This is a genomic window from Caldisericaceae bacterium (genome assembly GCA_036574215.1).
In the GTDB taxonomy this organism is placed as follows: domain Bacteria; phylum Caldisericota; class Caldisericia; order Caldisericales; family Caldisericaceae; genus Caldisericum.
The window spans coordinates 1-13,353 of the sequence record JAINCR010000064.1; the positions used below are offsets into that span (position 1 = coordinate 1).

At 32.8% G+C, this 13,353-nt stretch carries 15 protein-coding genes; 8 read left to right on the top strand and 7 right to left on the bottom strand.

The features are described 5' to 3' along the window. From K6343_03860 to K6343_03870, 3 genes are all read right to left on the bottom strand, one after another. Nucleotides 1-789 (bottom strand): hypothetical protein (locus tag K6343_03860; protein ID MEF3245099.1); only part of this gene is annotated, 789 nt, incomplete at its 3' end. After that, a complete protein-coding gene (locus tag K6343_03865; protein ID MEF3245100.1) occupies nt 786-3,425 on the bottom strand; it encodes a valine--tRNA ligase in 2,640 nt (879 codons plus the stop codon). The genes K6343_03860 and K6343_03865, both read right to left, overlap by 4 nt. A 23-nt stretch (nt 3,426-3,448) precedes the next feature. Continuing rightward, nucleotides 3,449-3,868, bottom strand: coding sequence for a DUF296 domain-containing protein (locus K6343_03870; GenBank protein MEF3245101.1), 420 nt, complete (start codon nt 3,866-3,868; stop codon nt 3,449-3,451). A gap of 115 nt (nt 3,869-3,983) precedes the next feature. Between K6343_03870 and lspA the strand changes: the two genes are divergently transcribed. From lspA to murI, 5 genes are read left to right on the top strand one after another with little or no spacing between them, the layout of a single operon-like run. Then, the gene (lspA, locus tag K6343_03875; GenBank protein ID MEF3245102.1) at nt 3,984-4,427 is read left to right on the top strand and encodes a signal peptidase II; all 444 of its coding nucleotides are present in this window, start codon (nt 3,984-3,986) and stop codon (nt 4,425-4,427) included. Next, entirely contained in the window at nt 4,417-5,325 is a 909-nt protein-coding gene (locus K6343_03880) for an RluA family pseudouridine synthase (protein MEF3245103.1), read from the top strand. Before lspA ends, K6343_03880 begins: the two co-directional genes overlap by 11 nt. Continuing rightward, nucleotides 5,310-5,744, top strand: coding sequence for an SsrA-binding protein (gene smpB, locus K6343_03885; GenBank protein ID MEF3245104.1), 435 nt, complete (start codon nt 5,310-5,312; stop codon nt 5,742-5,744). The genes K6343_03880 and smpB overlap by 16 nt, the downstream gene beginning before the upstream one ends. Next, nucleotides 5,741-8,194, top strand: a complete 2,454-nt coding sequence (locus tag K6343_03890) for an N-acetylmuramoyl-L-alanine amidase (protein MEF3245105.1) — start codon at nt 5,741-5,743, stop codon at nt 8,192-8,194. The genes smpB and K6343_03890 overlap by 4 nt, the downstream gene beginning before the upstream one ends. Next, entirely contained in the window at nt 8,181-8,975 is a 795-nt protein-coding gene (gene murI / locus K6343_03895; GenBank protein MEF3245106.1) for a glutamate racemase, read from the top strand. Before K6343_03890 ends, murI begins: the two co-directional genes overlap by 14 nt. 37 nt (nt 8,976-9,012) lie before the next feature. On the opposite strand, the gene tsaD is transcribed toward murI, so the two are convergent. The 4 genes from tsaD to tsaE are packed head-to-tail and all read right to left on the bottom strand — an operon-like array spanning nt 9,013 to nt 11,521. Then, entirely contained in the window at nt 9,013-10,020 is a 1,008-nt protein-coding gene (gene tsaD / locus K6343_03900) for a tRNA (adenosine(37)-N6)-threonylcarbamoyltransferase complex transferase subunit TsaD (protein MEF3245107.1), read from the bottom strand. Beyond that, entirely contained in the window at nt 9,989-10,477 is a 489-nt protein-coding gene (rimI, locus tag K6343_03905) for a ribosomal protein S18-alanine N-acetyltransferase (protein ID MEF3245108.1), read from the bottom strand. Before rimI ends, tsaD begins: the two co-directional genes overlap by 32 nt. Then, nucleotides 10,474-11,091 carry a tRNA (adenosine(37)-N6)-threonylcarbamoyltransferase complex dimerization subunit type 1 TsaB gene (gene tsaB, locus K6343_03910; GenBank protein ID MEF3245109.1) on the bottom strand — a complete coding sequence of 206 codons (618 nt, stop codon included), beginning with the start codon at nt 11,089-11,091 and terminating at the stop codon, nt 10,474-10,476. Before tsaB ends, rimI begins: the two co-directional genes overlap by 4 nt. Further along, nucleotides 11,072-11,521, bottom strand: coding sequence for a tRNA (adenosine(37)-N6)-threonylcarbamoyltransferase complex ATPase subunit type 1 TsaE (gene tsaE, locus K6343_03915; GenBank protein MEF3245110.1), 450 nt, complete (start codon nt 11,519-11,521; stop codon nt 11,072-11,074). Before tsaE ends, tsaB begins: the two co-directional genes overlap by 20 nt. 290 nt (nt 11,522-11,811) lie before the next feature. On the opposite strand from tsaE, the gene K6343_03920 reads away from it, so the two are divergent. The 3 genes from K6343_03920 to groEL all read left to right on the top strand — a co-directional run. Further along, on the top strand, nt 11,812-12,009 hold the full coding sequence (locus tag K6343_03920; protein MEF3245111.1) for a DUF3783 domain-containing protein: 198 nt from the start codon (nt 11,812-11,814) through the stop codon (nt 12,007-12,009). 136 nt (nt 12,010-12,145) lie between these two features. Beyond that, nucleotides 12,146-12,436 carry a co-chaperone GroES gene (groES, locus tag K6343_03925; GenBank protein ID MEF3245112.1) on the top strand — a complete coding sequence of 97 codons (291 nt, stop codon included), beginning with the start codon at nt 12,146-12,148 and terminating at the stop codon, nt 12,434-12,436. Nucleotides 12,437-12,448: 12 nt separating this feature from the next. Further along, a partial coding sequence (gene groEL, locus K6343_03930; GenBank protein MEF3245113.1) for a chaperonin GroEL occupies nt 12,449-13,353 on the top strand: 905 nt, incomplete at its 3' end.

Below are 13,353 nucleotides of genomic sequence, written 5' to 3' on the forward strand. Positions count from 1 at the left end.
AAAATATCCAAGATTATGAAGTTTTATTTCATTTAGCCTAAAACCATGTGAAAGTGAAACAAAGTCAAATACTTGGAAACCCTCATAAACTCTAATATTTCTAAATTCAAAATCCTTCCCCAAAATAAAATACGGAGATTTGTTAATTTTTGCCTCACTTGATATAACCTCTTTTGCTTCTTCGTCTTTTACACCAATTACAACAGGGCGGTTTTCTTTTATAATCTTTGATTTTTCAAAAGCAATTTCTTTAATTGTGTTTCCAAGATATTTTTGGTGATCAAAACTTACATCAGTAATAATGCTTACAAGAGGTGATTTTATAACATTTGTAGCATCAAGCCGACCTCCAAGGCCAACCTCAATAACACCATAGTCGATATTCTTTTTAAGAAAATACAAAAATGCCATAATGGTAAAAGTTTCAAAAGTAGAAGGAAGTTTTTCCTTATCAAGATTTTTCAATACTTTCCAAAGAGTCTCCCAGATTAAAACAAACTCTTTAGGAGAAATGAGTTCACCATTAATACTAATCCTTTCGAGGGTTGAAAATAGTGACGGGGAGATATACATTCCAACTTTATAACCATGTCTTTTCAATATCGAAGTAATAAAATTCGTTGTAGAGCCCTTGCCTTTTGTTCCAGTTACATGAAAATAGGTGACTTTATCCTCTGGATTACCAAGCGCGTCAAGGACCCCTTTTATATTTTCCAATCCATACTTGGCAGGTTGATTTAACCTACCTCCTAATTTAAAAATTTCGTCTAAACTATCTTTAAGTCTCACTTGCCCCCTAAGTCTTCTATATGGTTTAGTAAAACCAATTTAGTCTTTTCAAGTTCCAAGGCAAGTCTTTTATCTTTTTCTATAACATCTTTTGATGCTTTTTCAAGATAGCTAGGATTAAGTAATCGTGAATTTATAGCCTTTAGCTCCTTATCTACACCTTCAAGCTTTTTAATAAACTTCTCTTTTTCCTTTTCTAAATCAAATTCAAACGGTAGTTCAACGAATATTGTTGTTCCTAAGATAACGCTTCTTAATGCTCTTTCTGGTTTCTCTTCCACAAAAGTCATATTTTTAACTTTTGCAATTTTCATAATTTTATCTTTTTCTTGTTCAATAAGAGTTTTCTCATCCTCCGAAAGTGAGGAGTAGCTTACATTAAGTTCAGTTACAAGTGGTAAGCCAAGCTCTGCTTTTATACTTCTAATACCCTTTATAACTTGGAAAATAAAATCAGCCTTTCGCTCAATTTCATCGTTAATGTAAGAATCTTCAACTTGTGAAAACGGAGCTTTTATAAGTGGCTTATCAACATTTGGAATATAAGAATAAATTTCTTCTGTTACAAAGGGTATGTATGGGTGCAACATCTTTAATATACTTACAAGCGACTTCCAAAGTAAAAACTGTGCAGTTTTCTTCTTCCTAGCATCATTACTATATAGCCTCAATTTTGAGAGTTCAATATACCAATCACAAAACTCACCCCAAACAAACTCATACAATTTTCTTGCTGCTTCACCTACATCGTAATCTTTAAAATACTCAACTTCCATTTTTATATGTTTATTAAGCCTACTTAAAAACCATCTGTCTTCAATTTCAAGTTCTAAATCTTCTTCTCTTATTTCGTTTGGGTTAAAATCTTCAAGATTCATAAGAACAAATCTCGAAGCATTCCATATCTTGTTAATAAAGTTTCTTGATGCTTTTAGTCTCTCATTAGAAAGGTTAATATCCTGACCACCTAATGTGCTAAGAGAGGCAAGAGTAAATCTTAGAGCATCGGCACCGTATTCTTCTATAAGGTTAAGTGGATCAACGATATTTTTAAGAGATTTACTCATCTTTCTACCTTTTTCATCTCTTACAAGGCCGTGGAGCATAACTACTTTAAATGGTTCTTCTTTCATAAAGTGCATTCCACTCCATATCATTCTTGCAACCCAGAAGAAAAGTATATCGTAGCCAGTAATAAGAAGAGAAGTAGGATAATAGTAATTCAACTCAGGTGTTTTCTTAGGCCAACCCAATGTAGCAAAAGGCCATAGCGCCGAAGAAAACCAAGTGTCAAGAACATCTTCATCTTGGTGTATATTTTTACTTCCACATTTTGGACACTGCTCAGGCTTCGTTTTTGAAACAACAACCTCTCCGCAATCATCACAGTAATATGCAGGGATTCTATGTCCCCACCAAAGTTGCCTTGAAACACACCAATCTCTTATATTATCCAACCAGTTAAAATATACTTTAACCCATTTATCAGGGATAATTTTAACTTTTCCGCTCTCTACAGCCTCTTTAGCTTCTTTAGCAAGGGTTTCCATGGATAAAAACCACTGTTTTGAGACTAAAGGTTCAATAACTGTGCCACAGCGTTGACAATGGCCTACAGAGTGAGTATAATCCTCAATGCGCTCAACTAAAGCATCTTTACTTAAATCTTCTATGATCTTTTCTCTTGCTTCTAATGTTGTTAAACCAAGATAACGCTCAGGAACATTAACCATCCTTGCAACATCGTTTATTACAGTTATAATCTCAAGGTTGTGTCTTTTTCCGATTTCAAAATCCTCTACTGAATGTGCAGGAGTAACTTTTACTGCTCCTGTTCCAAAATTTGGATCACAGGAGGCATCAGCTATAATTGGTATTCTTCTATTGACAAGAGGAAGAATAACAAACTTACCTACATATTTTTTATACCTCTCATCATCTGGGTTTACTGCAACTGCTGTGTCCCCAAGCATCGTCTCTGGTCTTGTAGTTGCAACAATGATGTAACCTCCTCCGTCTTCAAAGGGATACTTTAAATAGTAGAGCTTTGACTGTTCTTCATAGTATTCAACTTCAATATCTGAAAGTGCAGTATGACAATGAGGACACCAATTGATAATTCGTTCACTTCGGTAGAGTAACCCTTCTTCGTAATATTTAACAAACGCTTCAAGAACAGCATCTGCGTATTTGTCGTCAAGAGTAAAACGCAGACGTCTCCAATCGGCAGAGACACCAAGCTTTTTTGATTGCTCAATAATTATATTGCCATATTTTTCTTTCCAACTCCATACCTCTTCTAAGAATTTCTCTCTTCCTAATTCATCCTTTTTTATGCCCCTTGAAAGAAGTTCTTTTTCAACAACAGACTGCGTTGCTATACCTGCATGGTCGATACCTGGTAAAAATAGAGTTTCTAAACCAAACATCCTGTTAAACCTTACAAAGATATCTTGCAAGGTAAAATTTAGTGCATGTCCTATGTGTAATCTTCCTGTAACATTTGGAGGTGGCATTACTATTACAAACTTATCTTTATTGGGATTAATCTCTGAATCAAAATAACCATTTTCTTCCCATGTTTTATATATTTTTTCTTCAACTAATGACGGTGTGTATTCTTTTGACAATTCCATAATTTCACCTTTTTAAAAGTATATTAAGCAGGGTATAATCCCTTTAGACCAGTTTTCTCATCCTTCCTCAATAGGGTTATGTTATGTAATCTCTCTATGAAAATTTCTCCATTGAAGAGTGTGCCATTTATAAGATGACCACCTACCACTGTGTAATCGTGAAGGCCAATTGCAGTATGCACATGGATAACAATATCTCCAACAGAATCTGTAACACTAATACTCCCTTGAAGAGAAATAATCTCACTAAGGCCTTCAAAGGTTTTCTTTACGTATTCTTTTCCATTAAAGTATCCAAGTTCTACGTTTCTAAACATTCCAATGCCCGAAATGGTGGCGCTGTCAATTTTGTAATTTTTGCATACAATTTTGATTGATTCTATAAAGTCTTCACCATCAAACATACGAATTGCTATAGTGCTATTACCTTCTTTAATAATCATAAAATTACCTCCTATACTCAAAAACAGATTTAGTTATACAAAGTATATTATACATTGGATTAATATAAAACAAAATTCACTTTTAAAATTTTAATGAATTGAGTAAAATTTACCTATGAATAAAAAAGATTTGTATTTTTTTGGAATTGCATTCTTTGTAATGGCAGTAGACCAATTAACAAAATTCGTTGTAAGAAAGTTCATACTGATCGGAGAGGAAATTACTTTAATTCCACATGTATTTTCTATTACCTATGTTAAAAATACAGGTGCTCTTTTTGGCTTATTCAAAGATTCAACAACCACAATTGCCATGATAAGCGTAATTGTAATGGGCGGTATTATCATCTTGGAAAAAAGCATCAATTTACCTTTAAAAGAAATTTACCTTGGGCTCATTTTAGGGGGTATTGGAGGTAATTTCATAGATAGAGTGTTTCTAAAATATGTTACTGATTTTCTCTATCTCCACCATTGGCCTGTTTTTAATATCGCCGATGCCTCAATTGATATTGGATTAGCACTATTCATATTCACTTATCTTAAGTATGGAGAATAGATTCAAAGTTGAGGAAGCAGGAAGACTCGACAAGGTTGTTGAGTCAAAATTAGAATACAGCAGAAACTATTTACAAACACTTATTAAAGAAGGTTTTGTTTTTGTAAATGGTAAACAAGTCCTAAAACCGTCTTTTAAAGTTAAACCAAGAGATGAAATCATAATAAAAGAGAAAGAAAAAGAATCTCCTGAAATTACCTACGAGAACAAAGATTTAAAAATAGTTTATGAGGACCAATACCTTGTTATCATTGACAAAGAAGCACACCTTACAGTACATCCCGTCGGAAGTAAAACAAAAGATACACTTGTTAATAGACTTCTATACCATGTTAAAGATTTATCAACAATAGGTGGGACTTCAAGACCTGGGATTGTGCATAGACTCGATAAAGATACCTCTGGACTTATGATTGTCGCAAAGGACAATACAACCCATAAACTTTTAAGTGATATGCTCAAAAATCACGAAATTGAGAAAAAATACATATGTTTAGTAAAAGGTAATTTAAAAGAAAAATGTGGGACGATAAACCTTCCAATTAAAAGAATACCAGGAACAACAAAAATGAAAATTTCTATTTACGGAAGATCTGCAATAACTCATTATAAGTTAATTGAAACCATAGGACCGTATAGTTTACTCTCTGTAAAAATTGAAACAGGAAGAACACATCAAATAAGAGTCCATATGGCGCACATAGGACATCCAATAGTAGGAGATACGTTATACGGTAAAGCCGATAAGAATATAAAAATAGACAGGCAATTTCTCCACTCTTATGAAATTTCATTTAAACATCCTATAATAAATAAAAATATGCGATTTTGTTCGGCGTTGTCAGGAGAACTAAAAGTTGTTTTAGACGATTTGAGGATGAAATGGAAGAAAAAGTAATTGCAACAAACAAAAAGATTTTAAGGGATTTTGAAATCATCGATAAATTAGAAGTAGGTATAGAATTAAAGGGTTTTGAGGTAAAATCTATAAGAGATGGTAAAGTAAGTTTAGATGGTGCATACATCAAGGAAACGAATAATGAGTTCTTTATTTATAAAATGTTCATCCAAATGCCCCCATCTCTTCACGCCAGTACAAGTGAAAAAAGAAGAAGAAAACTACTACTGCACAAAAATGAGATCATACGTTGGAGCACGAAAGTAAAAGAAAAAGGACTTGCAATACTTCCTTTAGATGTTCATACGAATAATAACAGACTTAAACTTACAATTGCGCTTGTTAGAAAGAAGAAACTCTACGGAAATAAGAAAAAAATCGAAGAGAAAATTGCAAAAAGAGAAATGAGGAATATATGATAAAAAAATATTTTATAATTTTATCTATTATAGTGATGCTATTCGAATTTATCATGATAGATTCCTCCTTTGGTTTGCCTTCATACGAACTACTAAAAACAAATACATACGATGTAAACTTTCGAAGTGGACCTTCTACTTCATACTCAATTATTTCAACACTCCCAAAGGATACGTATCTTTTAAAATTAAGTTCAACAAAAGACCAAAATGGCACTCGATGGATTAAGGTTTACGATTTTAACAGGAATAAAACTGGCTATATAGCTTCATATTTATTATCTAACAGTGGCATTACTTTTACTTCAGAAGATGCAAATTTTACTGTTTTAGTGAGTGTAGACTATTTAAATGTAAGAAGTGGTCCAGGAACAGTATTTAACCTTGTTAAAAGAATCCAAAAAGACACAAAATTAAATGTAATTAAAATCATAAAAAGAAACGATGGAGAAGTTTGGTATAAATACGAAGAAAATGGCAGTTATCTTTTTGTTGCATCTTGGTATACAAAAAAGGTGGAAGAGACTACAAAAACACCAGATAACTCACAAACCGATACAAACGAAACTTCTAATACAACAAATGAAACATCCAATACAACAAATCCTACAAAAATCAAAGCAACTGCAACCGATTTTATCAATTTAAGAAGGGGACCTTCAACTGATTATGAGAAATTGGACTTAATAAATAGAGGCGATCAGGTTGAAATTAGAGGATTTGCAAAAAACCACTTAGGAGAACTATGGCCTGAGGTAGTATACAAGGGAAAAACAGGGTATGCAATAAGTGATTATTTTACCTTTGATAAAGACAAAGTTAATCTCGATATTACCCTCATTGGAAATCATTGTAAAACTCTATACTCTACTAATTTAAGAGAAGGCCCAAGCACACAGTACAAAGTTGGATACGTTGTTCCAAAAGATACCGTCCTTTCAATAGTTGGGGTAGCAACTAATAAAGAAAAATGGTTCGAAGTAAAATACAATAGCAAATTCTATTGGCTAAGAGAAGATACAATTACAATTGCAAAAGAAGAGAAGTCTACAATAAGTAGCGTTACATGGCGCATCTCCGAAGTAGGAATTGACATCAAAATAGAAGGAAATGCCCTTAAAGAGCCAACATTTACTCTATCAGAAGACCCAATAAGACTTGTTTTAACCTACAAAAATACAAACCTTCTTACTTCTTCAATGCAAAGCGAAGTGCCAATATTTCCGCTCACAAGATACGCTATAGCTTCTTCAAATGGTTCAACAATCTTAACCTTATACCTTTTAACAAAGACTCCTTACGAATTAGAAAAAGGTCAAACTAACCAAATTTTACATCTTAAATTACCAAAAGTTAACGAAGAAATCCTTGAAATTAGTGGAAGGATTGTATTTACAAGGGTAAATGCAGTAGATAATGAACTCTACATTAACTTAGAAGATCTTTTAAACGGCTTTAATTTGAAAATGACTGGCTCTTCTATAAACTTCTATGGAAAGACAATTAATTTTAATGACTCAGTTTTAAAAGCAATCGATAACGAAAACTATATCGCTTTATCAAAAATAAGTGATGTATTACCTGTCTCTGTAACAAAAATACAAAACAAAATATTCATAGATCCAAATCTTGAATCCATTGAGAAAAAGGACAAATCAATTATCCTTACATTCTCTTTCCCAACCAATATAACAAAAACAGAAATAAACGGTAAAGAATTTTACATTTTTAATGCAGAAACAATTGATAAAATCGAGTATAGTCATTCCCATAGATCCTCTTCTACACCACCTAAAATCTTTGTGCAAGCCGATAACTATTCAATTGAAGTAAAAGATAATATTGTTAAACTTTCAGTAGCTTATAACACTAATCTTTCACTTTCAAATAAAATTATCGTGATTGATCCGGGACACGGCAGTTATTCAGGTCAATACCTCGATGTAGGTGCAATAGGTTACTCTGGTTCAAAAGAAGCCTACATTGTCCTTGATGTTGCTTTAAAATTAAAAGAACTCCTTGAAAAACATGGAGCAAAGGTAATTTTAACACATACCACAGTAGATGATCTGAACAACCCAAATTTACAGGGTAGAGTTGCAATTGCAAATACATCTTCAGGAGATTTATTCATCTCAATTCATCTTAATTCTTCAACAAATAAAGATGCAAAAGGGACAGAAACTTACTATTGGTATGAAACATCAAAAGCCTTTGCTCAAGTAATACAAAATGCTCTTGTAAGTAAATTAAACACAATAGATAGAGGTATTAAAAAGAGTCCCCTCTATGTAGTGAAAAACGTTACCACAATGCCTGCAATATTAACTGAGATTGGTTTTATTTCAAATCCGCAGGAAGAAAGCCTTTTAAAAGACCCTACTTTCCAAAACAAGGTAGCGGAAGCACTTCTTGAAGGAATAGAAAGGTTTTTCAATGTTCAACCATAGACCTATTGGCATTTTTGATTCTGGTGTAGGTGGATTGAGTGTTGTAAGGGTGCTTAAAAAATACTTTAAAGAAGAAGATATAATTTATGTGGGGGATTTAAAACACTTTCCTTATGGCACAAAAACTGAAGAAGAAGTAAAAGAGCGCGCAAAAGCCATCACCAAATTTTTACTAAATAAGGAAGTTAAACTTATTATTGTTGCTTGCAATACTGTCTCATCAATTGCAATAGACGACCTTACAGAGTTAGCAAAACCGATAAAAGTTATTGGAATGATACAGGCTGGAGCAAGATATGCAGTAAATACTACCAAAAACAAAAAAGTAGGTGTAATTTCAACACCATTAACAGCAAAAAAACATGCATATAAAAAAGAAATTGAAAGGATTGATAAAAGTATCGAAGTTTTTGAAGTTGGATCTCAAGAACTTGTAAACTTAGTTGAAGACGGCATAAGTTATAATGATTATGCCTGCACCCTTGCAAAAGAAAAATTAGAGCCTATACTTAGAACCTCAGTTGATACACTTGTCCTTGGATGCACACATTTTCCTTTCCTTTACAAAGTAGTAAAAAACGTTGTAGGAGATGGCATTGAAGTTATTGACCCCGCAGACTATGTAATATACGAAACTCAAAAATACTTAGAAGAAGTAGGAAAAAATAACAAAATAGGAGAAATAACCTACTACACAACATTTGACAAAACTTCATTTGAGAAAAAAATTTCAATTTTCCTAGAAGAAAGTATTGCCTCTGTTTTTGAAGTTGACATCTAATAACTTAAATTCCAATTGCAAAAAGATATTACTCTAATCACAATTCAAGTCTTGAGATGGCATCAAGTGTAAGAGCGGAAACTTCGTCTTTTAATGTGTAATGAAAATAACCTGCTAATCCAATCATTGAAGCATTATCTGTTGAAAGTTGTTTTGGCGGAAAATATACTTCAATTGGTGATTTACTTAAAAAAGTCTCTCTAAGTCTTTTGTTTGCTGAAACACCTCCAACAACACCAATACCTTTGACATTAAAATATTTTGCTGCTTTAATAGTTCTTTCAACAAGTATCTTTACTAAAGCATTCTCAAAACTTGCACAAAGTGAAGAAAGGTCATTTTTTACAACGTCGGGGTTTTTTTGAATAAAGTAAATACCTGCGGTTTTTAAACCACTAAAACTGAATTCATAAGAGGAACCTTTAAACGATAGCCCTGGGAAAGGATATCTATCTGGGTCGCCATCAATCCCCAATTTTTCGATTATCGGTCCTCCAGGATAACCGTATCCAAGAAAACGTGCAAATTTATCTATTGCTTCTCCTGCAGCGTCATCTCTTGTTCTGCCAAGCACCCTATAGGAAAGAAAATCTTCCATTAAAACAAGTTCTGTATGCCCTCCAGATACAATAAGAATGAGAAGCGGAAAAACACTTTTAACTTGATAGAGAGGTGTGCCTTCTAAAAAAAGTGAGTATATGTGACCCTCAAGATGGTTAACACCAATTAATGGCTTATCTAATGCAAAGGATAGTGATTTTGCAGCTTCAATTCCAACAAGTAATGAACCAACTAAGCCAGGCCCTTTTGTTACAGATATAAGGTCAATATCTTTAAGCTCTTTTTTTGCAAGTTTTAAAGCCTCAACAATCGTATAGCCTATGAGTTCTGCATGCTTTCGTGAAGCAATTTCAGGAACTATTCCACCAAAATCTCTATGAAAAACATCTTGAGAAGTTAAAACATTACTAAGAATTTTCCCGTCGTTTTCTATAAGTGCTACTGCTGTGTCATCACAAGAAGTTTCTATCCCTAAAGTTATCATCGCTTTTACTCCTTAATATTTTTTCCATACGGATACCATTTTCTCCATCTTGGTAATACGCTTTTAATTCTTCTACTTCTTTAAAGCCAAGTTTTTTGTAAAGATTTTGAGCAACAACATTCGATTTTCTTGCTTCAAGATATACAAGATCAAAACCTTTATTTATACCAAGTTTAATAGCAAATTCAAGGAGCATAGTGCCAACACCTTGCCCTCTTGATTCAGGGTCAACAGCAACATTTATAATGTGCAACTTTTTACCTTCATACCATAACCCTATAAAACCAAGCACCTTTCCATGACTTTTAGCAACAAAATAGTCTGAAGAAGAGTTGAACATATAGTCTATTATAAAAACATCTCTCGGCCAAGGGTCTTTATATGACTTTTCTTCAATCTCAATTATCTTTTTTACATCCGTTATTTTTGCTTTTACGATTTCAATTTCGCCAATCATCTTATCTTTTTAAAAAGTTTTTCTTCTGCTCTTAAATAAAGCGGTTTCAAAGAAAGAGGGTCTTCAATAAACTGTTTCTTCAAAACTAAATTTAAACAAAATTTTCTTATCACTTCAACATCCGGGAAAACCTGTTTATAGGATTTAAAATTCTCTAACTTCTCAAATGAGACAAAGATTTTATCAGAATTTACAATTTTTTCAAGATTAAAAATCTCAACATCGGATATTTTTTTCCCATCTTCAAAATCTTCAACAAAAAATTCATTTTTCGAAGCAGAAAGAATGGCAGATACTTTTCCACTAACATGAGCAGCAGTAAGTTCAAGTGAATTAACAGGATAAAGTGGAACTGATAAGGAATACGCAAGAATTTTTGCATCAACAACAGAAATACGAGTTCCGGTAAAACTGCCTGGACCATAAATGACGAAAATACCCCCAAGATCTTTTTTATCAATCTTCAAAATGTCAAACATAGTTTTTGTTAAAAAAATAAGGTTATTAGGGTATTGTTCATTTGGATATTGGATAACAGAATAGATTAGAGATTTATTAGAAAATAACAAACTCATAGTAGGATAAAAAGATTGACTAAGTAAAAGATAGTTCATCTATAATATACTCCAATCTAAAAAATTTAAAATGCACTTCTCTTGAAGATTCATCAAGAATCTTAAAATATATTTCAAGATCAAAGTCCAATAGGTCTTTTAACTTTTCACCCCATTCAAAAAGATGAAAACCTTTTTTTGAAACCATATCAAAGATACCTAAATCATCAATATCTCTAACTTCATCAACGCGGTACATATCGTAATGATAAACTGGAATACTTGCCTTATAAATATTTAAAAATACAAAAGTTGGGCTTTCAACATAGTTCTCTACTCCAAAACCAAGTGAAAAACCCTTAATGAAAGTTGTTTTACCTGCACCAAGTGGCCCCGAAAGAGCAATAAGGAAATTATCCGTTGCACCATAAAGAGCCTTTGCAAGTCTTTTACCAAGTTCAATAGTCTCATCTTCAGAGTATAATTTCAAAAAAAGCTCTTTCACAACTAATAATATAATAAATTTGGTTAATTTCAACAAATTTTTGTATTTGCCAAATACTTCTTTTGCCAAAAAATTCTTAGGAAGATAAACATAGTAAGATTTGCTTGCTTCATTTAAAAAACTAATATTTATTTTTAGGGAGATACTCTATTAAGACTCCAAATTGAATAACAAAAAAAAGAAGACTAATCCTCCATATGGCCTAAAAAAATTGCAAAAGATCGCTCAATTATGGAATTTTTAAAGTATTTGTTATAATACTTGTAGGTGAAAAAATGAAAAAGTTTTTTCTTATGGGAAATTTTTCTAACGAAGAAATTGCTAAAATTATACAGAGTCTAAAAAGTTCTGTTGATCTAAAAGATGTAATCTTTGCAACCATCACTCCTACTGCTATGGAATGGAAAGTAAAAGAATGGCTTGAAGAATTAGAAAAAGAGGACAAATACTATAAAGATCAAAAAAACGTCTAAAAACTAATTTTCTTAAAATTCTGTCATTCTTTATCCTAACCCCTTGACATAAATTCTAAACCTTATATAATTATTTAGCACTCTAATAAACAAAGTGCTAAATAATAACAAAAAAATATGAAGGGAGGTTGTTTGTATGGCAGAAATCATTCCTATTCATGATCACATCGTAGTTAAAATTGAAGAGGAGGAAGAAAAGACAAAATCTGGTATTGTTCTTCCTGATACAGCAAAGGAAAAACCACAGAAAGGAAAAGTTATTGCTGTAGGTAGTGGTAGACTTCTTGATAATGGCCAGAAAGTGCCATTAGAAGTAAAAGTAGGTGATACGGTAGTATTCTCAAAGTATGCAGGAACTGAAATTAAGTTGAATGACGATAAGTATTTGATTATCTCAGAAAAAGAAGTTCTTGCAATTCTTAAATAAGGAGGTGTAATTATGGACGCAAAACAAATTATTTTCGGAACAGAAGTAAGAAAAACAATTCAAGCAGGAGTAGATAAATTAGCAAACACTGTAAAAGTAACTCTTGGTCCGAGAGGTAAGCATGTAGCACTTGAAAGGAAATTTGGTTCTCCACTTCTCTCAGACGATGGAGTATCAATTGCAAAAGAAATCGATTTAGCCGATCCAAACGAAAATATTGGAGCACAACTTGTTAAGGAAGTTGCTTCAAAAACCGAAGATGCAGCAGGCGATGGCACTACAACAGCAGTAGTGCTTTCTCAAGTAATGATCGATGAAGGTATTAAAAACGTTACAGCAGGAGCAGACCCACTTCTTATAAAAAGAGGGATCGATAAAGCAGTTGAAACAGTTATTGAGGAAATGAAAAAATTTAAAAAGGAGATCTCCACAAAAGAGGAGATTGCGCAAGTTGGAACTGTTTCTTCAAAGATAAAAGAAGTTGGAGAAGCAATAGCAGATGCAGTTGATAAGGTTGGTAAAGAAGGTGTAATAACAGTTGAAGAATCACAAGGACTTGGATTAGAAGTAAAAACTGTCGAAGGAATGCAGTTTGATAGAGGCTACGTCTCGCCATATTTTGTAACCGACGCTGATAGGATGGAGGCTGAATTAAAAGACCCATTCATTATCATCACTGACAAAAAAGTTTCTTCAATACAAGAGTTTTTACCACTTCTTGAAAAAATTGTTCAAACTGGTAGACCCTTCCTTCTTATTGCAGATGACGTAACAGGAGAAGCTCTTGCAACACTTGTTTTAAATAAAATCAAAGGAACTTTCTCATGTGTAGCAGTAAAAGCTCCTGGTTTTGGAGATAGAAGAAAAGCAATGCTTGAAGATATTGCAATTCTTACGGGCGGTCAGGTAATTTCAGA

What these genes read in the sequence shown, in the direction of transcription:
- smpB (MEF3245104.1), top strand. Translation starts at nt 5,310, where the DNA reads ATGGAAGAAAAAGTAATTGCAACAAACAAAAAGATTTTAAGGGATTTT.
- murI (MEF3245106.1), top strand. Translation starts at nt 8,181, where the DNA reads ATGTTCAACCATAGACCTATTGGCATTTTTGATTCTGGTGTAGGTGGA.
- K6343_03890 (MEF3245105.1), top strand. Translation starts at nt 5,741, where the DNA reads ATGATAAAAAAATATTTTATAATTTTATCTATTATAGTGATGCTATTC.
- K6343_03920 (MEF3245111.1), top strand. Translation starts at nt 11,812, where the DNA reads ATGAAAAAGTTTTTTCTTATGGGAAATTTTTCTAACGAAGAAATTGCT.
- tsaD (MEF3245107.1), bottom strand. Translation starts at nt 10,020, where the DNA reads ATGATAACTTTAGGGATAGAAACTTCTTGTGATGACACAGCAGTAGCA.
- K6343_03865 (MEF3245100.1), bottom strand. Translation starts at nt 3,425, where the DNA reads ATGGAATTGTCAAAAGAATACACACCGTCATTAGTTGAAGAAAAAATA.
- K6343_03870 (MEF3245101.1), bottom strand. Translation starts at nt 3,868, where the DNA reads ATGATTATTAAAGAAGGTAATAGCACTATAGCAATTCGTATGTTTGAT.
- lspA (MEF3245102.1), top strand. Translation starts at nt 3,984, where the DNA reads ATGAATAAAAAAGATTTGTATTTTTTTGGAATTGCATTCTTTGTAATG.
- K6343_03880 (MEF3245103.1), top strand. Translation starts at nt 4,417, where the DNA reads ATGGAGAATAGATTCAAAGTTGAGGAAGCAGGAAGACTCGACAAGGTT.
- rimI (MEF3245108.1), bottom strand. Translation starts at nt 10,477, where the DNA reads ATGATTGGCGAAATTGAAATCGTAAAAGCAAAAATAACGGATGTAAAA.
- groES (MEF3245112.1), top strand. Translation starts at nt 12,146, where the DNA reads ATGGCAGAAATCATTCCTATTCATGATCACATCGTAGTTAAAATTGAA.
- tsaB (MEF3245109.1), bottom strand. Translation starts at nt 11,091, where the DNA reads ATGAACTATCTTTTACTTAGTCAATCTTTTTATCCTACTATGAGTTTG.